The sequence below is a fragment of the Pseudoalteromonas sp. S327 genome, assembly GCF_005886415.1.
In the GTDB taxonomy this organism is placed as follows: domain Bacteria; phylum Pseudomonadota; class Gammaproteobacteria; order Enterobacterales; family Alteromonadaceae; genus Pseudoalteromonas; species Pseudoalteromonas atlantica.
Genome location: NZ_PNDP01000066.1, coordinates 13,826 through 40,488, shown reverse-complemented (window position 1 = coordinate 40,488; position 26,663 = coordinate 13,826). Strand labels below are relative to the sequence as shown.

Sequence of the window (26,663 nt, the reverse complement as noted above, 5' to 3'; positions counted from 1 at the left end):
TTAGAGCGCTATGTTAGTTAATTTTTCCAAAATGCACGGCTTAGGCAACGACTTTGTTGTAATTGATAACATTACACAAAATGTATTTTTGTCTCGCGATCAAATCAAAAAACTGGCTGATCGCCACTTTGGTATTGGCTTTGACCAATTACTTATGGTTGAAGCCCCTTACTCCCCTGATCTCGACTTCCATTACCGTATATTTAATGCCGATGGCAATGAAGTAGAGCAATGCGGAAATGGCGCACGCTGTTTTGCCCGCTTTGTGCGCATGAAAGGCTTAACTAACAAGCACAAAATTAGTGTCTCGACTAAGTCGGGCAACCTCACGCTATACATAGAAAAAGACGGCCAAGTGACGGTAAACATGGGCCATCCTAATTTTGAGCCTGCTAAAATCCCGCTTAAAGCCAGCAAGCGAGAACTAACTTATATAATAAGAGCTCAAGAGCACACTGTATTTAGTGGCGCTGTGTCTATGGGTAACCCGCATTGCGTGTTAGAAGTTGACGATATAGCTACCGCACAAGTTGAGGTGCTTGGTCCGCTGCTTGAAAACCACGAACGTTTTCCAAATCGTGCCAATATTGGCTTTATGCAAGTGGTATCGCAAGATCATATTAAACTTAGAGTGTGGGAGCGCGGCGTTAGTGAAACCCTAGCGTGTGGCACGGGTGCCTGCGCAGCAATGGTAATTGGCCACATTCAAAGCAAACTTAACACCACGGTACAAGTTGATTTACCCGGCGGCACTTTACAAGTACGTTGGAGCGGCGAAGGTCACCCTGTCCGCATGACCGGCCCAGCCGAGCATGTATTTGATGGGCAAGTTGCCTTATGAGCGAGCTAACAAAAGAGCAAGTCGCTGAGTATTTGGCGCGCCACCCTGATTTTTTAATAGAGCAGCCAGAGCTACTTGCACAACTTGAGTTACACCACAAAACGCAAGGCGCCACCTCGCTTGTGCACATACAACAGCGCCAATTGCGCGAGCACAATACTCAGTTAAAAAATCAAATACACAGTATGAGCGAACACGCTACGCAAAATGAGCTAGTGTATCGCTTGTTTAGCCAATGCCACCGCCAACTGTGGACAAACTACGACTTTAATACGCTTGCCGCTAATTTGCGCAATATTATTTGTACCAGCCCACATATTAGCGAGTGCAGGTTGGTTAAATACAACAACACTTTAGATGGGCTTATTGAGCACCGCCTTAGCCAATTTGGGCACTACTTAGGACGCGTTAATCAGCAAGAGCGTGAGCTATTATTTTGTGAAAACACGCAGTCTTCTGCTATTTATCTTATTGGTTGCGCTGAAAAACCCGTCGCTATATTGGCCTTTGGCAGCCATGATGAAAACCATTTTGAACCCGCACAAGATAACCTATTCGTGCTTGATTTTGTTCATGCATTGCAACTTAGGCTGTTGGAATTGGCATGAGCGACGAGACGCCTAACACTGAGCAATTAAGTGAGCATTGGCGTACACCCATTCATTTATTTAGTGACTATTTAAAGTACGAAAGACAGTACTCAGAGCACACTGTAAATCAGTATGTTAGCCAACTAAACTTTGCCGCCCTGTATTTTAGTAAATTATGTGATGACTGGTTTGGCGTACAAGGCGAGCATATTCGCCGCTACAGCATGGCGCTTCGTTCAAAGCAATTAAGTGGGCGCACCATTAGCTTAAAATTAAGCTGCATTCGTAGTTTGTATAAATTTTTAAAAGCCAAAAACATTGCTCAGCACGCGCATTATCATAACCCAGCACAAGGCATTAAAGGGCCTAAATTTTCTAAGCCTTTACCTAAAAATCTCGATGTAGATCAGATGGCAAGCCTACTAGAGATTAACGATGACGACCCATTAGCCATACGAGACAAAGCTATGATGGAGCTTATGTACTCATCTGGGCTGCGCATTAGCGAGTTAGTTGGCACCAACTTACGCGATATAAATGCCGCAAGCGGCGAAATATTAGTCAAAGGTAAAGGTAACAAAGAGCGCCTCATTCCCGTGGGTCGCAAAGCGCTCACAGCGTTAAAAAACTGGCTCAACATACGGGGGCAATTTGCAAAGCCTGACGAAATGGCGGTGTTTTTAAGCAGTAAAAAAAATCGTATTTCGGTTCGCCAAGTTCGCTTACGCATGCAAGAGTGGGGAATAAAACAAGGCATTAGCTCACAAGTGCACCCGCATAAACTTCGCCACTCGTTTGCCTCTCATATTTTAGAATCATCTGGCGATTTACGCGCTGTGCAAGAATTATTAGGGCACAGTAGTTTATCGGCTACGCAAGTATATACGCATTTAGATTTTCAGCATTTAGCAAAAGTGTACGACAACACTCATCCGCGTGCTAAAAAACAAACCGATTAGGAATGTAATTATGATCCGATTTAATCGTGCTCCTCGCCCTTTTTCAGTTATGAGCTTTGATTTAGACGACACCCTGTATAACAACCACCCTATAATAAAAGCCGCGGTTAAAGCGCAGCAAGATTATTTAAACGCGCTACCCAGCTACTTACAAAAAGGCCCAAAATACTGGCAACAATGCCGCAATGAGGCCGTAATACAGTTACCAGAGCTTGCTGATAATGTAACTAAATGGCGCCAACATACGCTACGCTTAGCCCTTTCAAAGCTAGATTTAAATGAGCAAGAGGTAGAGCATCATGCCGATGCTGCCTATAACGCCTTTGCCGATGCGCGCAGTAAAATAGTGGTAACCGACGACGTACTAAAGCTGCTAGATAACTTAGCCCAGCACTTTACGCTGGTTGCAATAACCAATGGCAATGTTGAAATTGAGCGCTTTAACTTACGCGATAAATTTGCGCTAGTATTGCAAGCTGGTATGCACGGTAAAGCCAAACCCCACGGTACACTGTTTGATAAAGCCGCCGCGCACTTAAACGTGGCTAAAAGTGAAATTTTACATATTGGCGATAGCCTAGATACCGACGTACAAGGCGCTAATAATGCAGGCTGCCAATCGGTTTGGTTAAACGACCAAGGCGCGGCTTATCACTACAAAGGCCTTGCCGATGTTGAAATTGCGAATATTCATGCCTTAGCGCACTTTATCAAATAGCCTAAATAGAACGAAGAGGTTGCAATGAGCCATTATACCAAGCTAATTACCTTGCTATTAATAGGCTCGCTTAGCCTAAACGCTTACTTATTGTGGCCACAAAAACAGCCTGTAGTTGGCACACAAAAAATCCACAGCGGCAAGAGCATCAAAGTGCCAAAAAGTAACCTGCTCAGCCAAGCTCAACAGCAATTTACACAACACAAATTTGATGATGCTCTAAATACGTATCAGCAACTAAATCTAAGCGCTCCAAAAAAAGCACATACTTTATACGCTTCGTGGATAGTACAACTAAAGCAATGGCTAAACACAAACCTACCGCTTAGCCAGTCATTGTTAAATGCACTTTTAAATAAAGACCCTTACAATACCGAGTTACTCACTTTACACGTTGATTACCTAGTAAAAAGCGGGCAACGGCAAAACGCAATTATTGCGCTATTTGAGCTCTACCCATTATTAAACAAGCACCAACAAGGCCCTGTAGATAGGCGCCTTGTGCATTTAACGACTAACGAACTGCATAGTTTGAGTGAGCAGCAAAATTGGCAAACAATTAGTGAACAAACTCAAATTTGGCTCGACTATCAAAACGACAATAGCCATTTTTTATACGCACTCGCGCATGCTTATTATCAACTAGAGGACTTTATTAGCGCCTTAACAACTATTGAGCGCATGCCATCAAATCACCCACTACAAGCAGAAGTAACAGCCTTACACGCAATGATAGAGAAAGCTCAATCGCAAGATGACTTTATTGCGCTTACCCCCTACGGCGCACATTATTTAATTAGCACCGAGCTAAATAGCTCAATTAAAACAGAGCTAATGATAGATACCGGCGCAAGTATTACTTCTCTTTCGAGTGACGTGCTTAACCAACTTTCACCCAGACCCCTGTATTTAGGCGATGTAACCGTAAACACGGCGAATGGGCAAATTAGAGTAAAACGCTACCAAATTGAGTCGTTTAAAGTAGGGATGCAAACTATTTACGGTTTTGAAGTGCTCAGTATTGAAAACACCCGCGGCCAAGGTTTGTTAGGAATGAACTTTTTATCGCGATTTAAATTTAATATAAATCAGCAAACAGATGAGTTAGAGTTAAGTGCTAAACAATTTAAATTTAAGGAAAAAACATGACCCTAAACGATTTTTTACAGCAACTTGCAGACAACCCTAAAAGCATACAATTTAGCGATACCATGGCGGTAATAGAAGCTAATTACGATTTTACCGCGTGTGGATTTAATAACCACGGGTTACTTAGCTCGGCAAGTGAGAACAACGGTTCATGTAAAATTTTTGCGTTTGCTAAATTAAACGATTTAAGTAAACAAAATACATTGGATTGCTTTGGTAAGTTTTACCGCGAAGACGTACTAGAAAACCCTAAGGGCGATGATCACATGAACATTCGCACGTTTATGTTAGCGCCAGAGGCAACGCCATTTTTGGGTGTTACCTTTGAAGGCGAGCCGCTAAAAGCAAAATAGACAGCAAAAGTTAAAGCGACTTTTCCATAAAGTAGCGCGTCCCAGAGCGCGGATAATTATTAAGTTGATACTTAATACTATAACCGCGCTTTTCGTAAAAAGGTTTTGCTTGAAAATCTAGCGTATCAAGCTGAGAAGTTGTTGCGCCTAGTTCAATAGCTGATTGTTCAAGTGCCGTTAGCAACTTATCTGCAAGCCCATTACCTCGCGCTATATCGCTACACCAAAGCCAACTAATCATCAGCCAATTTCCAAATACACACCCACTAATACCTGCAACAAGCTCACCTTGCTCATCAGTAAATTTATAGCCTAATGGCACTCTTTGCGCATCTAAATGCTGGGCATTAAATTCAACTATTTTAGTGCGAAGCGCTGAGTTTAACGCATCGGTATTATCTGCTTTTAATTGATACATGTACCGCCCTTAAAGAAGCAGATACTAGCAAACAAACTTAATTAAAAAAGGTTATTTTTTCCATAAGGTACTTCTAGCAAATTGCTGCTTGTTTTTTCGGGTTGGCCGCACATTTCATCGTAAGCGCTAGTATGGCGCAGTACCATTTCGGCGTAGGCTATTTTTTCAAAACGTTTTTGAATATGCAGCGGGCTGAGCGCTTTAACAAACTCGCCATTTTCTTCAGTAACGTAATACTCTACGTTATTTATAATGACAGACACCTGATAGAGCGCCATTTCAAGGGAGTGCGCGACCACTTTTTGTAATGGTTCGTGCCTTTTTAACTCAGAAAATTTCATACCCATAACAATCGCCTTTTAATAAAAAGTAACTTTATAGATACGCACCTTTGCTATAATCGCGATCAAATTATTACATCACTGCCTTTTAAGCTTATGAGCAATAAAATTCGACTCGCTAAATACATTGCTCACGCTGGTGTGTGCTCACGAAAACAGGCATCGCGTTTAATTGATGAAGGTGTGGTGACTGTAAATAATCGCCCAGCGAATCATATTGATCACGTTAATGAGCAAGACGACGTAATAGTTAATGGCCAAGCAGTTAAAGGGGCTGCCGATTTGGTTTATTTTGCGTACCACAAGCCTGTAGGTATTGACTGCAAATTAAATGAAAATGACCCTGCCAGCCTTATTCACCATTTACCTACCCTCACTCGGGTTTACCCCATTGGCCGATTAGATAAAGACTCTCGTGGCTTGCTTATTTTGACCAACGACGGAGATTTTTGTAATCAACTTATTCACCCTGACTTCCACCAGCCTAAACGTTATTTAGTCACGGTAGATAAACCTATTAATAACGCGTTTTGCGAAAAAATGGCCGCAGGAATCCCCGTAGATAAACAAGTAACCTTACCGTGTGAAGTAACAAAAATAGCTGACAACCAGTTTAGTATTATTTTAAAGCAAGGGCTTAACAGACAAATACGTAAAATGGCGCATTACTGCGGCTTTAAAGTAATTGATTTATATCGGGCACAATTTAGCGAACTTGCTCTTTCAAACCTAAACCTACCTGAAAACCACTACATACAAATTAATAAAACTGATATTTCAAAAATCTAACCTTCGTTTAAATAGCGCACAAAAAAGTTAAAAAATAACCTTGCAAAAATAGATTACAGGTGTAGTCTTAAATTAAAGATTACATTTGTAGGCAATAAAATGATTGAGTTATCAAAAGCAGAATTCGACGTGCTTGATGTGCTTTGGATTAATTACCCAGCAACCGCCAGCCAAATTATTGAGCGCTTAAGCGATGACAAACAATGGCACGAAAAAACCATTAAAACCCTACTGGGTCGATTAGTTAAAAAAGGCGCACTGACCTTTGAAAAAGACGGCCGTCAATATATTTATACTCCTTGTATGGAGCGCGCCGACTACACATTAAAAGAAAGCAAAAACTTTATTGAGCGTTTTTTTAGTGGCCGCATAGCGCCGCTGGTAAGCGGGTTTGCTAAATCAGAGCAGCTTTCGCAGCAAGATATAAACGAGCTAAAAAAGGTCATTGATGACTGGGAAAAAAACCAAAAGTAAGGAGTGGCTATGGATATTCAAACCCTGTTTAACTGGTTACTAGAGCAGCAATTATTACTCAGCATAATGCTTGGCGGGTTTATTATATGTGAGCGTTTTAGTTTAAGGCTGCTTGGCCCAGGCTTTGTGTATAAATTAGTATGGCTAATCCCCGTATCGTTACTGGTTGCAAACTTACCAAGTAACATTAAGCCACTGCAAAATAGCGCCATTAGCCATTATTTAATAACGCCTAACCAACCCCTTATTAATAACTTAGGCCTAAATTGGGCCGTGCTTTATGTAGTGGTTAGCCTAGTGCTGTTTAGCATAGCGTTTGTTGTGCATATTCGCTTTATAAAAAACCTGCAGCTCAATTATTTAATTAATAGCGAACACACTCTAACCTCACACATTAAAACCTATACCAGTAATCATATTGCATCGCCAATGGTGGTGGGTATTTTACAAAGTAAGCTCATACTGCCTAGTAATTACAAAACCCAGTTTGATAAAGCCACTTTGGCACTTATTTTAGAGCATGAGGCTGTGCACATAAAACGCAAAGATAACCTAATAAATGCCCTGCTGTTACTGACTACTATTTTAATGTGGTTTAACCCGCTCGCTTGGATGGCTTACGCAAGCTTTAGACGCTTGCAGGAGCTAACTTGTGATCAGCGGGTACTTGCCAATAAAACCACACACCAACACATTTTATACAGTAAAGCCTTAGTTAACTGCGCGGCAGCAACGCCCGCAGGCCTAATGGCTTATTCACACTACGGAGATAAAAAAACCATGTTACAACGACTTACCAATATAAAGCACAGTGGCAATCACTCTCGCCTTGCCAAAGGTGGCTTACTGCTAATAGCAACAAGCATGCTTAGCGGTTTAGCCATTGCAAAACAGCCCCAAACTGAAATAACGAAAGAGGATCATATTTCACCAACAATACGCATTGAACCTGTCTACCCAGCCCAAGCAGCTAAGCAAGGCATTAGCGGCTCGGTTGTATTAAAGTATGATATAGCCGCCAATGGCAGAACAAAAAACATTAGTGTCATTCAATCTAAGCCGTCAGACGTTTTTGATAAATCAGCTAAGGAAGCGCTGGCAAAGTGGGAGTATAAAATCTCTGAGGTAGGCTTTAATGATGTACTTGTACAGCTCGATTTTACCATAAACAGCGAGGTTGCTAATACCGATTTAATAGAGCGAATTAAAGTATCGCATTAAGGCTAATAAGTGATGCAAGAGCACAAAGCAAGCGCCCTTTTAGGCCGCTTGCTTTGTGGTTTTAACAATAAAATTAAATACTCACTACAATCATGGCAATGGCAGTGCCTAAGCCAATAAACCATACAAGCGAACGTATAATATCTAAGTTCAACCAATAAAAAATGCAATACAAAGTACGCGAAACTATATGAGTAACCGCCAAGGTTTCGGTTACTGCATTTACCGAGTTAGTTCCCAGTACCACCGCAATAGCAACGGCAAACACTGCAAGTGATTCAAAACAATTTTGATGAGCAGCGAGCGTCCGCGCACCAAAGCCCGTTAATTTTGCTTGTTGAGAACGCGGGTGTTTATTGTCGTATTGGCCAAGCTTTGCCATTGCAATGGCCACTGGTATTTTTGCAAAATAAGGCATTAATACAGCAAGTAATGCGCATACTACTAATGTTGTCATAATTTATTCTCTTATTTTAAAACCTAGTTATTTAACCAATACATATAACACACATACACAAAAAAGCCGCCAACACGTTTTATGACATACGCAGGCGGCTAAACAATAACATCATACTTACTATAGCTAAGTTTACCTATAAAGCAGTGCGGCATAATGTCGCAGGTGATGAATATTCACTATCACCCTTAATGCATCGCATTAATAACTAAAGATTGTTAACTTATAGACCTTATTTTTTTACCGACGACCCCCATGACCTGGATCTTTTTCACTTTTTTAGCCGCCTTTATGCAAGCATGGCGAAATGCCCTACAAAGTAAATTAAGCGCACATGCAAGTGTGGCTGGCGTAACCCTTTCGCGCTTTATTTTAGCCGGCCCTATTGCTGCAGTGTATTTGTATGGCTTGTATCAATATAAAGACACAGCCATGCCTACCTTTAATAATGCCTTTTGGGGGTTTGTTATTGGCGCAAGTGTTATGCAAATACTCGCCACCGGCTTAATGGTAAAGCTGTTTAAAATGAATAATTACGCCATAGGTGCAGGGCTTGCTAAAAGTGAGGCGTTAGTAGCGGCTATTTTAGGGGTATTGTTTTTTGGTTCTGCGCTTAGCCTTCTTGGTTGGCTGGGTGTATTTTTAGGCGCTATTGCGGTGCTTTTACTTAGCGGCATAACCAGCGTAAAACACTTTGATGCTAAAACAGCGTTACTTGGCCTTGCCTGTGGTACCAGCTTTGCCCTTACATCGCTGTGGGTGCGTGAAGCGAGCTTAAATTCAGGGTTATTGTTTCCGCACTCAGCTGCATGGGTTTTACTATTTGTAATAAGCCTACAAACGCTTATATTACTTGGCTATTTATTACTAAAAGAGCCACACACTGTTGGCAAACTTTGGCAATATAAAGGCACCACTGCCGCAATTAGTACTTTTAGCTGTGTAGGCTCTATTGGCTGGTTTAGCGCGATGAGTTTACAGCACGTAGCGTATGTTAAAACGCTTGGTCAGGTAGAGGTATTTTTTACCATGCTAATTGCTGTACTTTGGCTCAAACAGCCACTTAAAAAGCAAGATACCGCGGGCTTAATACTTATAGCCATTGCCGCTGTTTTAGTAATGCTACCAAATTGAGAACATAAAAAAGCGCAGGCTTTTAAACCTGCGCTACTATAGGCTGCTTATAACTTTTAAAGCGAGTATTAAGCGCTCTTCTTAAGAGCTAATTTTTAGCGTTATCACACCGCAAATGATCATGAGTACACCAGCAATACGGCCAAACGTGGCTGCATCACCGTAAAGTAATATACCCACTAAAAACGTACCCGCAGCACCTATTCCGGTCCATACGGCGTAGGACGTCCCCATTGATATTTGCTTTTGTGCAAGCCACAACATAAAACCACTGGCTGTTAAAAATGCAATGGCCATTACTATACCCTGCCAGCGTGTGTCGGGATTTTGTGAAATTTTTAAACCAATTGGCCAGCCTATTTCAAGCAAGCCGGCAATGACTAAATAAACCCATGCCATTAAACATCTCTCTTTTTCAAAATTACGTCGTATAAATCTTCGCGGCGATCTTTTAAATTGCGCACCGTACCTTCGCTATGAAGAATTTTTAGCTTATCCATATCAAGGTCGCTGAATAATAACATCTCGGTATTAGGTGTGGCTTCATTTAATGTTGCATCGTGCGGAAAAGAAAAGTCAGACGGGGTCAACACTGCCGATTGCGAGTACTGTACGTCTAGGCTTTCTACCTCAGGTAAGTTACCCACTGAACCTGCAATAACCACATAACATTCGTTTTCGATTGCGCGCGCTTGCGCACAATGGCGAACCCGTAAATAACTATTTTTAGTATCGGTCCAAAACGGCACAAAGAGTATATCAAGCCCCTGCTTGGCTAATATGCGCGAAAGCTCAGGGAACTCTACATCGTAACAAATTTGAATACCTACACGCCCAGCATCGGTATCAAACACGGCAATTTTGTCGCCGCCTTGAATCACCCAATCATTTTGCTCATGCGGGGTTATGTGTATTTTTCGCTGCTCGTCTATTTTACCGCTACGGTGGCATAAGTAACTTACGTTATAAATTTTATCGTCTTCGGCAAGCGGCATAGAGCCGGTAATAATATTGGCGTTATATTCTATTGCCATACGCGACATCGCGTTTTTAAATGTTTCGGTATATTCGGCTAAATAGCGGATAGCTTCGGTTTGATTATTCTGATCGCCTAAACCCATAAGTGGCGCGTTAAAAAATTCCGGAAATAATATAAAATCGCTTTTGTAGTCAGATACCGTATCTACAAAGTATTCTACCTGCTTTAGCATTTCGTCAACCGACTCTACACAGCGCATTTGCCATTGCACCGCACCTATACGCACTATCGATTTAGTTGATTCGAGCACGGTATCGGTTGGCTCGTACATTATGTTATTCCACTCAAGCAAGGTGGCGTAACCTACAGACTCTTGATCCTCCGGCAGGTACTTTTTAAGTAACCGTTTTACCTGAAAGTCGTTAGAAAGCTGAAAACTTAAAATTGGATCGTAAAGCTCTTTTTGGTCAACCTTTTCAATGTATTCCATTGGCGTCATTTCACTGCTGTGATTGTAATAACGCGGAATACGGCCACCGGCTAAAATAGCGCGCAAGTTATATTGGCGGCACAACTCTTTACGGGCATCGTATAATCTGCGCCCTAAGCGCATGCCTCGGTGGGTTTCGCTAATTGCTACATCTAAACCGTATAGCGCATCGCCATCGGAGTCACTAAATACCCGGTCGTGCCCATCGGCTATGTCTTCGTATGTGTGAGGATTTGAAAAACGCGCGTAGTCTACTTGCACGCTTAGTGCTAAGCCCACCAGCACGCCATCATCTACAATGCCTATTTGCCCTTCAGGGAACTGATCTATCAATCTAAAAATAGTATGGCTTGGCCACGCGCCACCTAAATCGGGATAAGCCTGATCCATCAAAGTTTTAATTTGCGGATACTGCTCTTTTGTTAAGTTACAAATTTCTAGGTGGGTTTTTTCTGCCGACATACACAACTCCTTTGGGCATAATAAAATAAAAGCCGAATGTACGCTAAAGTACACTCAGCTTTGTATCATGTTTTTTACGTTACGCGTACTACTTTAAGCTGCGATAAAAAAGTGTAGTCACTTTCTCTTTTGGCAACCAGCCTGCGTATTCAAGGCCAAGCTCTGCCAATGGATCGGCTTTAATTACTTGCTCTAAGCTTGCGTTATTTTGCATTGCTTTTAGCATTAAATCTTTGGCTTTTTTAACAAGTTTAGCATACGTTACCAGCCCTGAACGGTCACTTACCGGCCCATGCCCGGGTATCACTATGGTGCGCTCATCTATTTGCTTAATAACGTCATTTACGGCTGCTAGTATTCCATCAACACTGCCGCCGCTATCTACATCTACAAACGGTAAGCTGCCAAAGTTAAAGTAAATATCGCCCATGTGCACTATGTTATCGTTATTAAAAAATATCACCGAATCACCGTCGGTATGTGCATGGGCGTAGTGCACTACATGGGCGTGTTCGTTATTAAAATGCAGTTTTAAATCGTGGCCAAAGCTAATGCGTGGCAGGTAATCTGAGTTTGCACCGTGTTTTTCTTCTAATCGCTTATGTACGTTGTCGTGCGCAATGACATGCGCACCGGCTTTGGCAAAGTTTTCGTTGCCGCCAGTGTGGTCGCCATGATGATGCGTATTAATTACAAACTCTGCACTACCGGGTTTTAAATCGCTAATGGTTTTTTTAATGTCGTTTGAAAGCTTAGCAAATTGGTCATCAATAATGTAAATGCCATCTTCCCCTACACTTGCGGCAATGTTACCGCCTTGGCCAAACAGTACATACACACTGTCGCTTAGTTTTTCTGCCGTTACCGGGGTTTCATCTGCATGTGTTGCACTGCTAAGTAATAAGCCTGTTATTAATGCGGGTAGTATTTTTTTCATTTTAGTTCTCTGTTGATTTATTAATGATTATATAGAACGTGATTAACTGTAATTTAGTTCATAGTGCTGGCTCTATCACTATTTGATGTATTAGCGTTTGTGGTAGTAAAGGCGTGTGCTTACCTTCAATGTAGTCACTAAAGCCTGCACGATAAAACGCGGATAGCGGATGCCCCGACTGCCCACCGGGCACTGCCATAATGGCGTTTTCTAAATGCCCAGGTTGGGCAATAAAGCGCTGCGATGCACCAAAGCTTTTGCCTTGTACGGCGGGCATGTAGCTATCGCCAAAAGCTGGCGCTACAGGCATATTTAAAAGCTTAGCCAGTATGGGCATTTGTTTAGCAAACGGGTGCTCAATATTAAGCGCATTTACTTTACCCCACTGCCAATTTTGTAAGTTATCCCCATACTCAGCCCCAAGTGCTGTCACTGTTTGGCTAAATGCACCTAATAACTGCTCGTCCCAATTTTTATACTCAGGGTTTACCCATGAGCCCGGCCTATCCTTAATAAGCTGCCATATAGCTGGTTCTAGATCGCGTTTTACATATTTAAGCGTGGCGTCTTGCTCATTGAGTTTGTTCTCCATGCTTGTAAATACGGTATTAATTAATGTGCTGCGGTAGTGTTTAACTAAGGTATAACCTACCGAGCTTGCACATGCGCATTGCTGCCAGTTTTCAAGTGCACTTATGTACTGTGCGTTTTTGGCTTTGTCTTTTTTAAGCTGATTAAGTAGCAATGTGTGCCATGGCGTTAAAAAGCGGGCTTGGTTATCAAGCTGTAGCGCGTAAAAGTCGCTCTCAGCAAAGCTTTGTTTTTCAAATAATCTATCACGAATTTGGCTTGAACGTGCCCCTAGCGCGTACCCGCCATTACCAAAGCGTGCATTATCAGTGGCCGACACCACGCGGGAATTACCTGTCCATAATCGCCCATTTCGCGGGTTTTTAACATAAGGGCGCTGATGCTCATTTTGCTGCCAGTCGGGTGAGTATTCGTTTGCATTAACACTTAGCTCACTCGGTGTTTTACGCGCCGGTATAGCCCCAATATGTTGCCATGCAGCACTGCCTTGGCTATCTACCACCATTAAATTTTGTACAGGAATACCCACATCGCTTGCTACATCTAGCGCATCATCTACACTAGTGGCTTGCTCTAGTTTTAGCAGATCCATGTTTACAGCATAAAGTTGGTGTGCAGCCCAGCTAAGTGCATAAGGCTGTTTATTTATATATTTTACTGGGCCGTATTCGCTCATGGTTAATGAGTAATCGTCCACGTCGCCATTAGGCAGTGCGATAGGCTCATTGACTTGCCATGTTTTACTGTCATCATTTAGCGCTATCCAATCAGCGGTATCTATGTAGCCATTAGTAAAGCCCCAAGCGATTTTATTATTGGTACCCACCACAATAGCGGGTGCGCCAGGTAGCGATACGCCAGTTACTTGAGCTTGCTCGCCATTTTGCGTGTAATTAAGCTGTGCCCTGTACCAAATAACCGGCACCGCCATAGATAAATGCATATCGTCAGAGAGCATGGCTGCACCCGTTTGGGTATGCGCACCGGTTACTGCCCAGTTATTGCTGCCGCGCTCTTGGTTTGCCTGAATATTTTTAACCGTGTGCTGTGCTTGCTCTGGAAGTTGAGGAATGGTGCCTGTAAACGGGGCAAGTTTACTGCCATCAAGCGCCGCTTGGTATTGGCTAGGTTGTGTTAAAAAATCAACCATGTGTTGCCCGTATGCTTGCTCAATATGTATGAGAGCTTCATCTCGCTCAAAGGTGGCACTTTGCAAATCAAGGTACATGCTAAATATAACTAATAGGCTATCTTCACTTTGCCATGGTTTTTGCGCTCCGCCTGTAAGTAAATACTCAAAGCTTGCAAAGCCAACTTGTGCCAGCCCTTCGTTTACACCTTGGGCGTAGCTGTTTAATAGTTGTTTATCGCTTTCGGGTAAGGTGTTTAATATAGCGCGGCTGCGTTTTCGCAATTGATGAAAGCGCATTTTTTTATCAAGCCCAAGGGCCGCTTGACCAAATAACTCACTAAGCTCACCTGCGGCGTTACGTCTTAATAGGTCCATTTGAAAAAAACGGTCTTGCCCATGCGCATAGCCTAGCCCGTATGCCGCGCTATTGCGGTTTTCGGCCTTTATAACCGCCTGCCCTAGCGCATCACGCGAAATAGTAACCGGCTTATTAATTGCTGTACTTTGGCCTTTACCATCAAGTGTGGGCATACTTAAACTTAATACGCCATATACAAGCGCTGTGCCAGCTAACCCTAAAACCACAACGAGTGATACTAGCCATTTGATTACTTTAAACATTAATTTGTCCTTTGCACCATTTGTTGCACATATAATAACCATAGTTTTATTAAATAATAATGTTCTTACTCGCAAAGGGTGAAATAAACATCAAAATCCACGATAATAGCCATTCCACATTTTGTGCAGATCTAGTTGAGACTCATATGACTGAAAAAACATTTATCAAAGGTAAAGACCGCGACCTAGAATCGTCTATCTCTACCATGCAAAACAAGTTAAAAGCGCTAAACATCAATGTTGAAGAAGCACTTTGGCTTAACCCTGTAGCTAACTGTTATTCAGTTCATATAAAAGACAGCGACTGCGGTGTAATGTTTACCAATGGTAAAGGCGCAACCGATAAAGCATCTATCGCCTCTGCGTTAGGTGAATACTTTGAACGATTAAGCTGTAATTACTTTTTTGCCGACTTTTACCTAGGTGAAGAATTTGCAAACAGCGACTTTACTCATTATCCAAATGAGAAATGGTTTAAAGTTGAAGGCAATGAAGTGCCAGAGGGCATAATGGACGAAAGCCTTTGGGATTACTTTGACCCAGAGCGTGAGCTTAATGCCTCACACCTTTTTGACTTTAACTCAGGTAATAACGAGCGCGGCATTTGTACATTGCCATACACGCGCCAACGCGATAACCAAGACGTATACATTCCGGTAAACGTAATTGGTAATATTTTTGTTTCTAACGGCATGAGCGCTGGTAATACTAAGTTTGAAGCACGTGTACAAGGGCTATCAGAAGTATTTGAGCGCGCCATTAAAAACCGTATTATCGCAGAAGGTATTTGTTTACCTATCGTCCCTGAAGAGGTTGTAAAGCAATACCCTAAAATTCACGAAGCGTGTGAAGAGCTACGCAGCCATGGTTTTCATTTACGTATTGCCGATGCATCACTTGGCGGTAAATACCCTGTAATGAGCGTAACGCTTATTAACCCTGTTGATGGCTCTGTGTTTGCCTCATTTGGTGCTCACCCATCATTTGAAGTTGCACTTGAGCGTACCGTTACTGAGTTACTACAAGGTCGTCGCCTTGATCAACTTGATGTGTTCCAACCAGCTACTTTTGACAACGATGAAGTTGCAACGCCTGAAAACATTGAGCTGCACTTTATCGACTCAAGCGGTTTAATCTCGCATGACTTTTTCCGTGCTGACGCTGACTTTGACTTTGTTCATTGGGACTTTAGCGGTACTACAGAGCAAGAATACAACTTCTGTACTGACTTAATTCACAGCATGGGCCACGACATTTACATTATGGATTACACACACTTAAACGTGTATGCATGTCGTATTTTAGTACCAGGTATGTCAGACATTTACCCAGTAGATGAACTAATTTGGCGTAACAACAACGAAGGCGCTAAATTCCGTGAAGCATTCCTATCGCTTGATCAGTACAATGCGCAGCAGTGGATGGACATTTACGACAGCCTAGAAGAAGCAGGCCACAGCGATATTATCCGTGCTGCTGAATTTATTGGCCTTGCCACCGATGCCGACACACCATGGCATACACTGCGTATTGGTGAGCTTAAAGCGCACTTATGTTTAGCCGCAGGCAACGAAGAAGCCATTGATTGGGTAGACTGGATACTACACACAGGCCAAGTAAACGAAGATGCAATGCGCCACTTCCGCTGTTTAAAAGCCATTCTTGAAATTAAATACGATGACGAGCGCGACTACGCCGACTACCAAGATGCACTGGGTTTAATGTTTGGCAGCGATAACGTAACGCTGGCTATTGAAATAGCAGAAGGCCGTAAATTATTTAATGGTTTAACCTTCCCTGGTTTATCGCTTGAAGGCTTTAAAAAGCATGCAGCACTACTTGATGGTTACCGTAAGTTACATGTCGCTAAGCAAAACCATTGGGCACGTGAAGTAACCGATGCTTAATAGTTAAACTACTAATTATAAAAATAAAACGGCGCTAATTTATCAGCGCCGTTTTTATTTATACAATAAATTAGCTATAGTTAAATTGCCTAAAATAACAGCATGACTTAGCCAATGCCGCCAAAAAATAACAACAAAAAAAACACTATTAGCAACTATAAGCTGACCTTTTGGTTATCGCTTACGCTAATAATATTAGTGAGCATTGTGTTAGATAGAATTAACTACAATCGCGCAAAAGACGCCCACCGCCTACAAATTTTATCTCAAGTAAGTACATACCGTGCACAACTCGAAGCCACCTTGGTATCAAACATTCAGCTTGTTCGTGGATTAGCGGTTGCTGTATCAGCTGAACCTGAGTTACAACAAGCACGGTTTGAGCAAATTGCCGCGCCTTTGTTTAAAACCTCCAGTGAGCTGCGCCATATTGGTGGTGCACCCGACATGATAATTCGTATGTCTTACCCACTAAAAGGTAACGAAAAAGCCATTGGCTTAAACTTTTTAGAAAACAAAAACCAACGCCTAGATGCCATTAGAGCCCGTGATACCAATACTATTGTTATGGCAGGACCACTTAAACTAGTGCAAGGCGACATTGCCCTTATTGCCAGAGTGCCTGTTTATATTCCGCCCGAAAACCGCTTTTGGGGGTTGTTATCGGTAGTGCTCGACATTGAAAAAGTATACAAAAACTCAGGCATAAAAGAGCTTGAAAAAAACTACAACATTGCTATTCAAGGGCGTCATGGTTTAGGAAAAAAAGGCGAGTTTTTTTATGGCAATAACAATATAACCTCACAAGAGCCGCTTGATTTTACGCTCAATTTTCAAGGGGGAAGCTGGCAATTATACGTAGCCCCTAAAGAAGGTTGGAGCCCCGCACCTTCAACTATATGGCCGCTTAGAATCGCCATTATAATTATTTGCGGATTACTAATATGGGCGTTCTTATTCTTTTTAAAAATGCTAAACCGCCAGCAACAAAACGAAAAAATGCTGGAGGCAATGAGTGATCTTGCCCAAATTGGGGCGTGGTCATTTAATTTAGAAACCAAACAAGTGTATTGGTCAGATATGACCAAAAAAATATTTAAGTACCCGCTAAATAAAGAGCCTACTTGGCCTACAAATTTAAATTACTTTAAAGCCGGTGAAAGCAGAGAACGTATCACTCAGCTGGTTGAATCTGCAATTAAAGAAGGCAAAAGTTACGAAGCCGAACTTGAAGTAATTGACTCTGAAGGGCGCGAAATGTGGGTGCTTATTCATGGTGAAGCTGAGCGAAAAAACGAGCGCTGTGTAAGAATATTTGGCTCATTGCAAAATATTGATACCCGTAAGCGTATTGAGCTTGAAAACAGCAAAATTGCCCTACATAACGAAATTTTAGCGTCGCTTACAGCCAACGACCTTATTTTAAGTGGCCAATTAAGCCAATCTAAACAAGTTATTACTGAATCTATTTGCCATGCATTAAACATTGAGCAAGCCAGTATTTGGTTTTTTAATAGCTCAAAAACCTCATTGAGTCCTATAGCAGCCCATAATATTGAAAACAGAATGGGTAATAATAATGCGGTATGGCTTAAAAAAGAGGCGCCAGATTTTTTTGAAGCCATAGAAAAACACGCAGTGTTTAGCACCAGTGATGCCCAAAATCACCCACTACTAAAACCCCTTAAAGCGCATTACTTTGCGCCGCTCAATATTAATGCCATGCTGTGCGCAATCATACCGGCGGGAAGTGGCTCCATTGGCATAGTATGCGCTGAGCAATGTGCTTCAATGCGCCCGTGGTCACGTAACGAAGAAAGCTTTTTAATTGCTGTAGCCGCCCTCGTGGGCAGCTTGCATTCAAGTCAGCAACGTATTGAAACAGAGCAACAGCTAGTCACCGCCAAAGAAGCTGCAGAGCAAGCTGTAATGGCTAAAAGTGAATTTTTAGCCAGTATGAGCCACGAAATAAGAACCCCCATGAACGGCGTACTGGGCATGCTAAATATTATCAAGCGCACTCAGCTCAACCAACAGCAGGAGCACCATATTGAGCTTGCACAATCTTCAGCTCAGTCGCTGTTAAATATAATTAACGACATTTTAGACTTTTCTAAAATTGAAGCAGGTAAACTTGATATAGAAAATGTGCAATTTAACTTACCTAAATTACTTGGTGAAGTTGTTGAGTCGTTTGCGCTTAAAGTGGAGCAAAATAATACCAATCTCATTTTAGATGCCACCCAAATTACTATCAGCGAAATAATTAGCGATCCGAATAGGTTGCGTCAAATTTTAAATAACCTGATTGGCAATGCCGTTAAGTTTACTATTGATGGGCAAATTCTGGTGACCGCGCAGATAGATGAAACCACCGATGGCAGTTTTTTACATTGCTCTATTATTGATACCGGCATAGGAATAGACGCAGAAAAACAAAAAACTTTATTCGACTCATTCACTCAGGCCGATGCCTCAACCACCCGCCAGTTTGGCGGCACAGGCCTTGGCCTAGCTATTGTTAAGCAGCTTTGTGAACTCATGGAAGGCGAAGTAAGCGTAACCAGCATGCTAAATGAAGGCAGTACTTTTTCGTTTTCTATAAAAATACAGCCACGTTTAACTAAAGCGCAAGATTTACCCAGCCACTTAATTAATAACAAACATATTTTAATTATTGATGCCTGCACACTTAACGCCAATATTGCCGCCAAACAATTACGCGTTTGGGGCGCACACGTTAATATTTTAAATGACTATAGCGGCATCATTAATTATTTTGATAACTGCGATACCCAGCCAGATGCATTGCTAGTCGATTATCATTTTTTTGAGCAAGCTGCGCACCCACAAATAAATACATTAAAAAACAGAGTAACCACCAAGCAAAGCAAACTGGTTGTTATGGCACCGATGAGTTATTCGCAAGAGCATAACAACATTGGCATAAATATAGACTGCCTGATATTTAAACCGCTCACCCCATCAGATTTATTTGATTCACTCACTAACGATAAATACATTGAGCAACAACAGCGCCAAGCACAACTGCAAAATGAGTTAACCGAAAAGCCCAAAGAAATATCAGCGCACGCACAAGTGCTTTTAGTCGAAGATAACAAAGTAAATCAGGTAGTGGCCTCAGCGTTGTTAAAACAAGTTGGGCTTACCTTTGATATTGCACAAAACGGCCAAGATGCACTAGATAAGCTAAACAGCAGCCAAGACAAAAAATACCAGTTAGTTTTAATGGACTGCCAAATGCCCGTGATGGATGGCTACCAAGCCACGCAAGCTATACGCGAAGGCAAAGCGGGCAAGCATAATAAACATATTACAATCATTGCTTTAACGGCAAACGCAATGCAGGGCGACAAAGAGAAGTGCCTCGATGCAGGAATGAACGATTATTTAACCAAACCTTTAGATTCCGCAGCACTAGAACCTAAATTACAACAATGGCTTGGTACACAATAAAGGTGTAAGCTAAAAATACTGTTTACTAATAAAGAAAAGCCATGCATTTATCAGCAAATCAGCAGCGCGTTATTGGCTGCCTTTTAGAAAAACAAAGCACTACGCCCGAGCATTATCCACTGTCGTTGAACGCACTGACGAATGCGTGTAACCAAAAATCAAATCGAGACCCTGTTGTAAACTTGAGCGAAAGTGAGGTGCAACAAACACTGGATGAGCTCATAAGTCAGCGCCTTGTAACGCTAGACGAAGGGCTTTCGGGACGAGTTAATAAATACGATCACCGTTTTTGTAATACAGAATTTAGTAGCTTACAGTTGAGCACGCAGCAACGGGCAATTATATGTTTACTGCTGTTACGCGGCGCACAAACACCCGGTGAGCTAAGAACGCGCAGCGCTCGCCTAGCTGACTTTACAAACGTTAGCGAAGTAGAAACTGCCCTGAGCGCGTTAGCAAAAGATGACTACGTAACAAAGCTTGAGCGCGAGCCCGGCAAACGAGAAAGTCGCTACATGCACCTTTTTGCTGACCCAGCAGTAGCGCCAAGCCCAGTGCCAGCTACAGAAGTCGCAGAAGTTAAAAACGATGAAATTAACGAGTTACTTGCAGAAATTGAGGAACTAAAAGCCGAGCTTAGCCGTATAAAAGCACATTTAGGACTTTAATTAATAACCACTAAACCAGATAATGTAAGCCTATTTAAAAACAACTTATTAAATAACGAGGAGCTGGCCATGCGCGCCGAAATTATGGCTGAAATGAAAGTTCAGCCAACTATTGATGTAAACGCCGAAATTACCCGTCGAGTTAACTTTATAAAAGCACGTTTAGTGGCAGCCCATAGTGTATCGCTAGTGCTTGGAATTAGCGGCGGTGTTGACTCATCGACCTGCGGGCGCTTGTGCCAATTAGCCGTAGATGAACTAAACGCAGAGCAAAACACTAATAAGTACCAATTTATTGCGGTTCGTTTGCCATACGGTGTACAAGCAGATGAAGACGAAGCGCAAATGGCCGTTGATTTTATCAAGCCAAGTAAACGCATGACCGTCAACGTAAAACCTGCTGCCGATGCATTACACGAGCAAGCTATGGCGGCGGTAGTAGGCAGTGGTGAAGAGCTACCTGAGCAAGCTAAAATTGACTTTGTAAAAGGTAATGTAAAAGCACGCCAACGCATGGTAGCGCAATACGAAATAGCTGGTTTTTGCCAAGGCCTCGTTGTAGGTACCGATCACAGCGCTGAAAACATTACTGGTTTTTACACCAAATTTGGTGATGGCGCATGCGATTTAGCCCCATTATTTGGCTTATCAAAACGTCAAGTTCGCGCACTTGCAACTGCCTTAGGTGCGCCAGAGCTATTAGTAACAAAAGCCCCAACAGCTGATTTAGAAAGTGACCGCCCAGGCCTCACCGATGAAGAAGCATTAGGACTGAGCTATGATCAAATTGACGACTTTTTAGAAGGCAAGCCGGTGGCTGCAGAGGTTGAGCAAAAGCTAACTGATATTTATGTTCGCACTCAGCATAAGCGCCAACCCATTCCGACTATTTACGATGATTTATAACGGCTAAACAGCTAGTGCTGCATATGCACTAGCTGATCTATTCACCGTATTGTTACGTAAAACAAAAAATTGATTTATAGTTAATTTTAACGCCTGCCAAAGAGAAAACTGCATTACATGACATCTCCTATTTTAATAACAGGCGCTGGTCAACGTATTGGCCTTGCGCTTGCTAAGCACTTTTTATCGCAAGGCCAAGCTATTATTATTACCTATCGTACGCGCCACGATGCAGTCGACGACTTAGAACAACAAGGCGCCGTATGTATACACGCCGACTTTAGCAGCGATGCCGGTATAGCTAGCTTTATTGAAACACTCAAACAGCAAACTCACTCTTTACGTGCCATTGTGCACAATGCCTCCAGCTGGGACTGCGAAGCCAGTAACCCTGATTTTTCGAGTTTGTTTGATAACATGATGCGCATTCATGCCAAAACACCGTATTTAATTAATAATGCCTGTGCACAGCTATTAATGGCATACCAAGCTGATGCTCGCACACCGGCTGACATTATTCATCTTACCGATTACGTTGTTGAAACAGGTAGCCCAAAGCACATTGCCTATGCCGCAAGTAAGGCTGCACTTGATAACTTAACCAAGTCGTTAAGCGCTAAGTACGCACCAAACATAAAGGTGAATTCGGTTGCGCCATCGTTGATTATTTTTAATCAGCACGATGACGAGGCTTACCGTGCTAAAACCCTTAAAAAATCTCTTATGGGTATAGAGCCAGGTTGCCAAGAAATTATTAATAGTATTGATTTATTACTGCGCAGCCACTACATCACAGGCCGCGCTTTGCCTGTTGATGGCGGCCGCCATTTAAAGTAGAACACACATTAAACTGAGAAATTTATGCATGACGATTTAAAGCAAAGCTACCAAAAAATTATTACCGCTGTGGGTGAAGATGCAGGCCGAGAAGGTCTTCTCGACACACCAAAACGTGCAGCAAAAGCCATGGAGTATTTAACCAAAGGGTATCGTCAAACGCTTGATGAAATTACCAATAATGCGGTATTTAGCTCAGACGCTGACGATATGGTACTTGTCCAAGATATAGAGCTTTACTCTATGTGTGAGCACCACCTATTACCTTTTATTGGTCGTTGCCATATTGCTTATATTCCCGATGGCAAAGTACTAGGTTTATCTAAGTTTGCGCGTATTGTTGATATGTTTGCTCGTCGCTTTCAGATACAAGAGCAACTTACTCATCAAATTGCTAAAGCAGTTGAAGAAGTAACCGGTGCTAAAGGCGTAGGTGTTATTGTTGAAGCTAAACACATGTGTATGATGATGCGCGGTGTAGAAAAGCAAAACTCAAGTATGCGTACCTCTGTAATGCTAGGTAACTTTAGAAGTGACTCTAAAACGCGTAACGAGTTTTTACAGCTTATTAAGGGTTAATTATGGCCAACGCAATTATTAACGTAACCAACTTACGCTTACGTACATTTATTGGTTTTAACCCAGAAGAACGGGAAAAAAAGCAAGATGTAGTGATTAATTTAGAAATTCACTACCCTGCTGATGACGCCTGTAAAACAGACGAAGTAGACCAAGCGCTTAACTATAAAGTGATCACCAAAGAGGTGATAAACCTAGTAGAGCAAGGGCACTTTTTGTTGCTTGAAAAGCTGGTTGCCGAAATACTTGCAGTATGCCATACACATCCAAGCGTACATTACGCAAAAGCCAGAGTAGATAAACCGCATGCACTGCGCTTTGCCGACTCAGTTTCGCTCACGCTTGATTGGTCAAAGTAACTTTACAAAACCGCTTGTGCACCACTGGCAAGGGCAATAACGGCTAAATACCGCGCGCCTTTGCCAATGCTCACTAATAATAAAAACAGACTAAAACGCACTTTAAATATGCCGCCAATTACCGTTAGTGGGTCGCCCACAATCGGCAGCCAAGCAAACAGTAAGCTATATACCCCATATTTTTTAAATTGAGATTGCGCTTTTTCAAGCCCCTTGGCCGATACCGGAAACCATTTTTTGTGCTTAAAACGTAGCACATGAGTTCCTAACCAATAATTAACACAACTTCCTAGCACATTACCTGAAGTAGCGGCTAACCACAGCAGCCACAGATTAGCTTTTGCTTGGCTTATCATGGTAACAAGTACCACTTCTGAAGAACTTGGTAATAAAGTAGCGGACACAAACGCACTAAAAAATAAGGTGATATAAAGCATTAAGTACTTAAAGTAAAAACCCAGCATACAGCTGGGTTTATTAAAGGGTCGTCATTTATTTTATCAAATTTAGACTCAGTGGGTAATTAAACTCTTTCCCTTCGTTGGCTTTAATACTGGCTAAAACCACCATGATAAAAGAAAAAATAGCCACTAAAGGCAGCAAAACGAGGCCGATTACGGCAAAGACTAGTAAAAAACATACAAAGTAAGCTATAGCCATAGTAATTTGAAAATTAAGCGATTTTTTACCGTGTAAATCGACAATTGGCATTTCATCTTTTTTAATAAGCCATACCACTAATGGCCCAAGTATAGAGCCAAACGGAATAACAAAACCGGCTACAGCGCTTAAATGGCAAAGCATAGCCCATGTTTTTTCGTCTTTTGATAACGGCTCAAGCTGTTGATTTTCTTCCATTACGCTCTCCTTATTAGTTAATACATACTGCCTTTTTATTGAGCAGGTGTCTATATAGAGGCAGCTATATTGTTAAATAACACGCCCTAACCCGCTGTGATAAAAAAGTGATAACTTTGTGAGAGTTTCTTGAGGTGGTTATTCAATACTTAGTCTGAATCATCACTTACAGGAAATAATAATGAAAGCTTCAGCATTTACAGTTGCAACCCTTTTAGCAGTAGCTAGCCAATCAACATTGGCAGCAGAGCTAGAAGTAGAAATTACTAACCTTACTAAAGGCCTTTACTTTACACCGGTACTAATAACAGCACACGATAGCGAAGATAAACTATTTGAAGTTGCAACCGAAGCCTCTGCTGCACTGCAAGCAATGGCTGAAGGCGGCGATATATCAGCACTTGTTACTCAAGCGTCAGCATCGAGCAGCGATATTGCAGAAAACCCAGCGGCAGGCCTTTTAGCACCCGCGGCGTCTGCAACAGCAGAGCTCACAACTACCGATGGCAACGAATACCTATCTGTAGCGGCTATGTTACTGCCAACCAATGATGGCTTTGTAGGCCTTGATAGCTGGAAAGTTCCAACAGAAGCAGGCACCTACACTGTTTACCTCAATGGTTATGATGCAGGTACAGAAGCAAATAACGAACTTGTAGTAGAAGGCTCGGGTGCACCTGGTGTATTAGGTATCCCTGCTGCGCCGGGCGGCCAAGCTGGTACTAACGGCACAGGTATTACAACTGGCGATACAAATACGATGGTGCACATTCACCCAGGGGCCCTTGGCGATGATGACCTAGAAGGTGGAAACAGTGATTTGAATAACACTGTACACAGATGGTTAAACCCCGTTGCAAAATTAACTGTGACGGTTAAATAGGAGAGTTAATTATGTCATCTCTTTCTAATTTTAAAAAAAGTGCGCTTATTTTACTGTTAGCCAGCTCACTATCCGCATGTGGCGATAACGATAATAACGACTCTATTGAAGAGCAAGAACCTGTGGTTGTTGTAGAGCCCGAACCTGTTGTTTATGAGTTTACTATCACTTTTAGTAACTTAACGGCTGGACAACCACTATCACCACTCTCGGTCATTGCATTTGATGAAACCCCACCATGGAAATTTGGTGAGACGGCTTCTGTTGGTTTAGAAATGATTGCTGAAAGCGGCGCTAATGAAGAGTACCTTAGCGATGAAAATGCACTTGCTTCAGCCTCGGCTGAAGGCGGCATTGGCCCTGGCGAAACAACCTCTGTAACCCTTTTAGTTGATGCACAAGATGTTCTTAATTTATCTTTTGCTGCCATGCTTGGGAATACAAATGACGCTTTTACCGGTCTTAGTTCTGTAGATGTATCAACATTGGAAGTAGGCAGTTCAATATCACGAACGACGCCCGTTTACGATGCAGGTACGGAGGCGAATACAGAAACAGCTGACACTGTGCCTGGTCCCGCTGCTGGCGGCGAAGGGTTTAACGAAATACGCGACGATATTGCCGATATAATCACAATGCACCCAGGTGTTGTGTCTAATCAAGATGGCTTATCAACCTCTGCACTAGGTGCTGAACATAAGTTTGATAACCCAGTATCAAAAATCGTGATCACTCGTACACAGTAAAACAGCTTGTAATGGGGATGTGAGGCGACACGGATGTCCCTTTTTTACGAGGTTAACTATGCGGCACGAAAAAATACTGGTAGTAGAAGACGACAGAGAAATAGGGCAATTAATAACAACTCAACTTGCTGCGTTAAATTTGCATGTTGATCATGTTGTAAGCGCTGAGCTCGCACTTAAAAAAATAGCAAAACAACCTTACGGGCTTATTTTACTGGATATAAACCTGCCACAAATGGATGGCTTAAGCTTATGCCGTAAAATTAAAGAGCACTACCCTACCATTTCCGTTATTTTACTTACCGCGCTCAGTAGCGATATGGACCGTGTAATTGGCCTTGAAATGGGTGCTGATGACTATATTTGCAAACCCTTTTTTGCTCGCGAATTACAAGCCCGCGTTAAAACACAATTACGCCACCGCTCACAGCTTCTAGCAATTCAAAATAACGAAAACGACAGCCCGAGCAGCGAACAAAGGCTAAATATTGGCTCACTCAATATTGAGTTTAGCTCACATCAAGTTTATTTAGACGAACAAGCACTTAACCTCACCGCCACTGAATTTGATTTACTGGTATATTTTGCTCGCCACCCAAACCATGTTTTTAGCCGCCAGCAATTGCTCGACAAAGTATGGGGGTATCAGCACAGCGGGTACGAGCATACCGTTAACTCACATATAAATAGGTTACGCGCCAAACTTGAGCTACATCATCAAGCGCCTATTATCGAAACCGTTTGGGGCGTTGGCTACAAACTAAATCCAAGCCAACTTACTTAAGAG

General features: G+C 42.2%; 29 protein-coding genes. 20 read left to right on the top strand and 9 right to left on the bottom strand.

Features of this window, described 5'->3' with window-relative positions:
• Positions 1-10: 10 nt before the first annotated feature.
• From dapF to CWB60_RS18120, 6 genes are read left to right on the top strand one after another with little or no spacing between them, the layout of a single operon-like run.
• Positions 11-841 (top strand): diaminopimelate epimerase, encoded by an 831-nt coding sequence (gene dapF, locus CWB60_RS18145; protein ID WP_004588980.1) that lies wholly within the window; start codon positions 11-13, stop codon positions 839-841.
• Positions 838-1,449: a DUF484 family protein gene (locus tag CWB60_RS18140; protein WP_024032071.1), complete on the top strand. Its 612-nt coding sequence runs from the start codon at positions 838-840 to the stop codon at positions 1,447-1,449. Before dapF ends, CWB60_RS18140 begins: the two co-directional genes overlap by 4 nt.
• The gene (locus CWB60_RS18135) at positions 1,446-2,390 is read left to right on the top strand and encodes a tyrosine recombinase XerC (protein WP_004588982.1); all 945 of its coding nucleotides are present in this window, start codon (positions 1,446-1,448) and stop codon (positions 2,388-2,390) included. The genes CWB60_RS18140 and CWB60_RS18135 overlap by 4 nt, the downstream gene beginning before the upstream one ends.
• A 10-nt stretch (positions 2,391-2,400) precedes the next feature.
• Positions 2,401-3,108 carry an HAD-IA family hydrolase gene (locus CWB60_RS18130; protein WP_138579751.1) on the top strand — a complete coding sequence of 236 codons (708 nt, stop codon included), beginning with the start codon at positions 2,401-2,403 and terminating at the stop codon, positions 3,106-3,108.
• Between the two features lie 24 nt (positions 3,109-3,132).
• Positions 3,133-4,257: a retroviral-like aspartic protease family protein gene (locus tag CWB60_RS18125; protein WP_138579752.1), complete on the top strand. Its 1,125-nt coding sequence runs from the start codon at positions 3,133-3,135 to the stop codon at positions 4,255-4,257.
• Positions 4,254-4,610 carry a HopJ type III effector protein gene (locus tag CWB60_RS18120; protein WP_138579753.1) on the top strand — a complete coding sequence of 119 codons (357 nt, stop codon included), beginning with the start codon at positions 4,254-4,256 and terminating at the stop codon, positions 4,608-4,610. The genes CWB60_RS18125 and CWB60_RS18120 overlap by 4 nt, the downstream gene beginning before the upstream one ends.
• Positions 4,611-4,620: 10 nt before the next feature.
• On the opposite strand, the gene CWB60_RS18115 is transcribed toward CWB60_RS18120, so the two are convergent.
• Together CWB60_RS18115 and CWB60_RS18110 are read right to left on the bottom strand one after the other, a co-directional pair.
• A complete protein-coding gene (locus CWB60_RS18115) occupies positions 4,621-5,028 on the bottom strand; it encodes a GNAT family N-acetyltransferase (RefSeq protein WP_138579754.1) in 408 nt (135 codons plus the stop codon).
• Positions 5,029-5,069: 41 nt separating this feature from the next.
• Complete coding sequence (locus CWB60_RS18110) at positions 5,070-5,375, bottom strand: DUF6482 family protein (RefSeq protein WP_024032078.1); 306 nt, start codon at positions 5,373-5,375, stop codon at positions 5,070-5,072.
• Positions 5,376-5,465: 90 nt separating this feature from the next.
• Here CWB60_RS18110 and CWB60_RS18105 point away from each other — a divergent pair, with 90 nt between their 5' ends.
• The 3 genes from CWB60_RS18105 to CWB60_RS18095 all read left to right on the top strand — a co-directional run bounded on the left by CWB60_RS18105 (position 5,466) and on the right by CWB60_RS18095 (position 7,853).
• Positions 5,466-6,158: a pseudouridine synthase gene (locus CWB60_RS18105; protein WP_054983710.1), complete on the top strand. Its 693-nt coding sequence runs from the start codon at positions 5,466-5,468 to the stop codon at positions 6,156-6,158.
• Positions 6,159-6,257: 99 nt separating this feature from the next.
• Positions 6,258-6,632, top strand: coding sequence for a BlaI/MecI/CopY family transcriptional regulator (locus CWB60_RS18100; RefSeq protein ID WP_138579755.1), 375 nt, complete (start codon positions 6,258-6,260; stop codon positions 6,630-6,632).
• Positions 6,633-6,641: 9 nt separating this feature from the next.
• Complete coding sequence (locus tag CWB60_RS18095) at positions 6,642-7,853, top strand: M56 family metallopeptidase (RefSeq protein ID WP_138579756.1); 1,212 nt, start codon at positions 6,642-6,644, stop codon at positions 7,851-7,853.
• Between the two features lie 73 nt (positions 7,854-7,926).
• Here the strand turns inward: CWB60_RS18095 and CWB60_RS18090 are convergent, their stop codons facing one another.
• On the bottom strand, positions 7,927-8,310 hold the full coding sequence (locus tag CWB60_RS18090) for an MAPEG family protein (RefSeq protein ID WP_121636797.1): 384 nt from the start codon (positions 8,308-8,310) through the stop codon (positions 7,927-7,929).
• Positions 8,311-8,565: 255 nt separating this feature from the next.
• Here CWB60_RS18090 and CWB60_RS18085 point away from each other — a divergent pair, with 255 nt between their 5' ends.
• Entirely contained in the window at positions 8,566-9,444 is an 879-nt protein-coding gene (locus CWB60_RS18085) for an EamA family transporter (RefSeq protein ID WP_171036168.1), read from the top strand.
• Positions 9,445-9,525: 81 nt separating this feature from the next.
• Here the strand turns inward: CWB60_RS18085 and CWB60_RS18080 are convergent, their stop codons facing one another.
• The 4 genes from CWB60_RS18080 to CWB60_RS18065 all read right to left on the bottom strand — a co-directional run bounded on the left by CWB60_RS18080 (position 9,526) and on the right by CWB60_RS18065 (position 14,656).
• Positions 9,526-9,843: a DMT family transporter gene (locus CWB60_RS18080; RefSeq protein WP_004588993.1), complete on the bottom strand. Its 318-nt coding sequence runs from the start codon at positions 9,841-9,843 to the stop codon at positions 9,526-9,528.
• Positions 9,843-11,375, bottom strand: a complete 1,533-nt coding sequence (locus tag CWB60_RS18075; protein ID WP_029773759.1) for a bifunctional GNAT family N-acetyltransferase/carbon-nitrogen hydrolase family protein — start codon at positions 11,373-11,375, stop codon at positions 9,843-9,845. The genes CWB60_RS18080 and CWB60_RS18075 overlap by 1 nt, the downstream gene beginning before the upstream one ends.
• Before the next feature lie 88 nt (positions 11,376-11,463).
• Positions 11,464-12,312 (bottom strand): MBL fold metallo-hydrolase, encoded by an 849-nt coding sequence (locus CWB60_RS18070; protein ID WP_138579757.1) that lies wholly within the window; start codon positions 12,310-12,312, stop codon positions 11,464-11,466.
• Between the two features lie 58 nt (positions 12,313-12,370).
• Entirely contained in the window at positions 12,371-14,656 is a 2,286-nt protein-coding gene (locus tag CWB60_RS18065) for a penicillin acylase family protein (RefSeq protein WP_138579758.1), read from the bottom strand.
• Between the two features lie 146 nt (positions 14,657-14,802).
• Here CWB60_RS18065 and ycaO point away from each other — a divergent pair, with 146 nt between their 5' ends.
• The 7 genes from ycaO to folX all read left to right on the top strand — a co-directional run bounded on the left by ycaO (position 14,803) and on the right by folX (position 23,389).
• Entirely contained in the window at positions 14,803-16,563 is a 1,761-nt protein-coding gene (gene ycaO / locus CWB60_RS18060; RefSeq protein WP_138579759.1) for a 30S ribosomal protein S12 methylthiotransferase accessory factor YcaO, read from the top strand.
• Positions 16,564-16,677: 114 nt separating this feature from the next.
• Positions 16,678-20,040, top strand: coding sequence for an ATP-binding protein (locus CWB60_RS18055; RefSeq protein ID WP_138579760.1), 3,363 nt, complete (start codon positions 16,678-16,680; stop codon positions 20,038-20,040).
• Positions 20,041-20,081: 41 nt separating this feature from the next.
• Positions 20,082-20,708 carry a YceH family protein gene (locus CWB60_RS18050; RefSeq protein ID WP_121636792.1) on the top strand — a complete coding sequence of 209 codons (627 nt, stop codon included), beginning with the start codon at positions 20,082-20,084 and terminating at the stop codon, positions 20,706-20,708.
• A 69-nt stretch (positions 20,709-20,777) separates the two neighbouring features.
• Positions 20,778-21,614 (top strand): NAD(+) synthase, encoded by an 837-nt coding sequence (nadE, locus tag CWB60_RS18045; protein ID WP_055255384.1) that lies wholly within the window; start codon positions 20,778-20,780, stop codon positions 21,612-21,614.
• 117 nt (positions 21,615-21,731) lie between these two features.
• Positions 21,732-22,451: a dihydromonapterin reductase gene (gene folM, locus CWB60_RS18040; protein ID WP_138579761.1), complete on the top strand. Its 720-nt coding sequence runs from the start codon at positions 21,732-21,734 to the stop codon at positions 22,449-22,451.
• Positions 22,452-22,475: 24 nt separating this feature from the next.
• Entirely contained in the window at positions 22,476-23,030 is a 555-nt protein-coding gene (folE, locus tag CWB60_RS18035; RefSeq protein WP_138579762.1) for a GTP cyclohydrolase I FolE, read from the top strand.
• A 2-nt stretch (positions 23,031-23,032) separates the two neighbouring features.
• Complete coding sequence (folX, locus tag CWB60_RS18030; RefSeq protein WP_024032091.1) at positions 23,033-23,389, top strand: dihydroneopterin triphosphate 2'-epimerase; 357 nt, start codon at positions 23,033-23,035, stop codon at positions 23,387-23,389.
• Positions 23,390-23,391: 2 nt separating this feature from the next.
• On the opposite strand, the gene CWB60_RS18025 is transcribed toward folX, so the two are convergent.
• Both CWB60_RS18025 and CWB60_RS18020 read right to left on the bottom strand, forming a co-directional pair.
• Positions 23,392-23,826, bottom strand: coding sequence for a YqaA family protein (locus tag CWB60_RS18025; protein WP_024032092.1), 435 nt, complete (start codon positions 23,824-23,826; stop codon positions 23,392-23,394).
• Between the two features lie 55 nt (positions 23,827-23,881).
• Positions 23,882-24,247 (bottom strand): DUF4870 domain-containing protein, encoded by a 366-nt coding sequence (locus tag CWB60_RS18020; protein WP_024032093.1) that lies wholly within the window; start codon positions 24,245-24,247, stop codon positions 23,882-23,884.
• A 181-nt stretch (positions 24,248-24,428) separates the two neighbouring features.
• Between CWB60_RS18020 and CWB60_RS18015 the strand changes: the two genes are divergently transcribed.
• Genes CWB60_RS18015 through CWB60_RS18005 form a run of 3 tightly spaced genes read left to right on the top strand, consistent with a single transcriptional unit; the run spans position 24,429 to position 26,660 of the window.
• Positions 24,429-25,130: a spondin domain-containing protein gene (locus tag CWB60_RS18015; protein ID WP_024032094.1), complete on the top strand. Its 702-nt coding sequence runs from the start codon at positions 24,429-24,431 to the stop codon at positions 25,128-25,130.
• Positions 25,131-25,141: 11 nt separating this feature from the next.
• Positions 25,142-25,876, top strand: a complete 735-nt coding sequence (locus CWB60_RS18010) for a spondin domain-containing protein (protein WP_138579763.1) — start codon at positions 25,142-25,144, stop codon at positions 25,874-25,876.
• Between the two features lie 58 nt (positions 25,877-25,934).
• A complete protein-coding gene (locus CWB60_RS18005) occupies positions 25,935-26,660 on the top strand; it encodes a response regulator transcription factor (RefSeq protein ID WP_055255381.1) in 726 nt (241 codons plus the stop codon).
• Positions 26,661-26,663 lie beyond the last annotated feature (3 nt).

What these genes read in the sequence shown, in the direction of transcription:
- dapF (WP_004588980.1), top strand. Translation starts at nt 11, where the DNA reads ATGTTAGTTAATTTTTCCAAAATGCACGGCTTAGGCAACGACTTTGTT.
- CWB60_RS18140 (WP_024032071.1), top strand. Translation starts at nt 838, where the DNA reads ATGAGCGAGCTAACAAAAGAGCAAGTCGCTGAGTATTTGGCGCGCCAC.
- CWB60_RS18135 (WP_004588982.1), top strand. Translation starts at nt 1,446, where the DNA reads ATGAGCGACGAGACGCCTAACACTGAGCAATTAAGTGAGCATTGGCGT.
- CWB60_RS18130 (WP_138579751.1), top strand. Translation starts at nt 2,401, where the DNA reads ATGATCCGATTTAATCGTGCTCCTCGCCCTTTTTCAGTTATGAGCTTT.
- CWB60_RS18125 (WP_138579752.1), top strand. Translation starts at nt 3,133, where the DNA reads ATGAGCCATTATACCAAGCTAATTACCTTGCTATTAATAGGCTCGCTT.
- CWB60_RS18120 (WP_138579753.1), top strand. Translation starts at nt 4,254, where the DNA reads ATGACCCTAAACGATTTTTTACAGCAACTTGCAGACAACCCTAAAAGC.
- CWB60_RS18115 (WP_138579754.1), bottom strand. Translation starts at nt 5,028, where the DNA reads ATGTATCAATTAAAAGCAGATAATACCGATGCGTTAAACTCAGCGCTT.
- CWB60_RS18110 (WP_024032078.1), bottom strand. Translation starts at nt 5,375, where the DNA reads ATGGGTATGAAATTTTCTGAGTTAAAAAGGCACGAACCATTACAAAAA.
- CWB60_RS18105 (WP_054983710.1), top strand. Translation starts at nt 5,466, where the DNA reads ATGAGCAATAAAATTCGACTCGCTAAATACATTGCTCACGCTGGTGTG.
- CWB60_RS18100 (WP_138579755.1), top strand. Translation starts at nt 6,258, where the DNA reads ATGATTGAGTTATCAAAAGCAGAATTCGACGTGCTTGATGTGCTTTGG.
- CWB60_RS18095 (WP_138579756.1), top strand. Translation starts at nt 6,642, where the DNA reads ATGGATATTCAAACCCTGTTTAACTGGTTACTAGAGCAGCAATTATTA.
- CWB60_RS18090 (WP_121636797.1), bottom strand. Translation starts at nt 8,310, where the DNA reads ATGACAACATTAGTAGTATGCGCATTACTTGCTGTATTAATGCCTTAT.
- CWB60_RS18085 (WP_171036168.1), top strand. Translation starts at nt 8,566, where the DNA reads ATGACCTGGATCTTTTTCACTTTTTTAGCCGCCTTTATGCAAGCATGG.
- CWB60_RS18080 (WP_004588993.1), bottom strand. Translation starts at nt 9,843, where the DNA reads ATGGCATGGGTTTATTTAGTCATTGCCGGCTTGCTTGAAATAGGCTGG.
- CWB60_RS18075 (WP_029773759.1), bottom strand. Translation starts at nt 11,375, where the DNA reads ATGTCGGCAGAAAAAACCCACCTAGAAATTTGTAACTTAACAAAAGAG.
- CWB60_RS18070 (WP_138579757.1), bottom strand. Translation starts at nt 12,312, where the DNA reads ATGAAAAAAATACTACCCGCATTAATAACAGGCTTATTACTTAGCAGT.
- CWB60_RS18065 (WP_138579758.1), bottom strand. Translation starts at nt 14,656, where the DNA reads ATGTTTAAAGTAATCAAATGGCTAGTATCACTCGTTGTGGTTTTAGGG.
- ycaO (WP_138579759.1), top strand. Translation starts at nt 14,803, where the DNA reads ATGACTGAAAAAACATTTATCAAAGGTAAAGACCGCGACCTAGAATCG.
- CWB60_RS18055 (WP_138579760.1), top strand. Translation starts at nt 16,678, where the DNA reads ATGCCGCCAAAAAATAACAACAAAAAAAACACTATTAGCAACTATAAG.
- CWB60_RS18050 (WP_121636792.1), top strand. Translation starts at nt 20,082, where the DNA reads ATGCATTTATCAGCAAATCAGCAGCGCGTTATTGGCTGCCTTTTAGAA.
- nadE (WP_055255384.1), top strand. Translation starts at nt 20,778, where the DNA reads ATGCGCGCCGAAATTATGGCTGAAATGAAAGTTCAGCCAACTATTGAT.
- folM (WP_138579761.1), top strand. Translation starts at nt 21,732, where the DNA reads ATGACATCTCCTATTTTAATAACAGGCGCTGGTCAACGTATTGGCCTT.
- folE (WP_138579762.1), top strand. Translation starts at nt 22,476, where the DNA reads ATGCATGACGATTTAAAGCAAAGCTACCAAAAAATTATTACCGCTGTG.
- folX (WP_024032091.1), top strand. Translation starts at nt 23,033, where the DNA reads ATGGCCAACGCAATTATTAACGTAACCAACTTACGCTTACGTACATTT.
- CWB60_RS18025 (WP_024032092.1), bottom strand. Translation starts at nt 23,826, where the DNA reads ATGCTTTATATCACCTTATTTTTTAGTGCGTTTGTGTCCGCTACTTTA.
- CWB60_RS18020 (WP_024032093.1), bottom strand. Translation starts at nt 24,247, where the DNA reads ATGGAAGAAAATCAACAGCTTGAGCCGTTATCAAAAGACGAAAAAACA.
- CWB60_RS18015 (WP_024032094.1), top strand. Translation starts at nt 24,429, where the DNA reads ATGAAAGCTTCAGCATTTACAGTTGCAACCCTTTTAGCAGTAGCTAGC.
- CWB60_RS18010 (WP_138579763.1), top strand. Translation starts at nt 25,142, where the DNA reads ATGTCATCTCTTTCTAATTTTAAAAAAAGTGCGCTTATTTTACTGTTA.
- CWB60_RS18005 (WP_055255381.1), top strand. Translation starts at nt 25,935, where the DNA reads ATGCGGCACGAAAAAATACTGGTAGTAGAAGACGACAGAGAAATAGGG.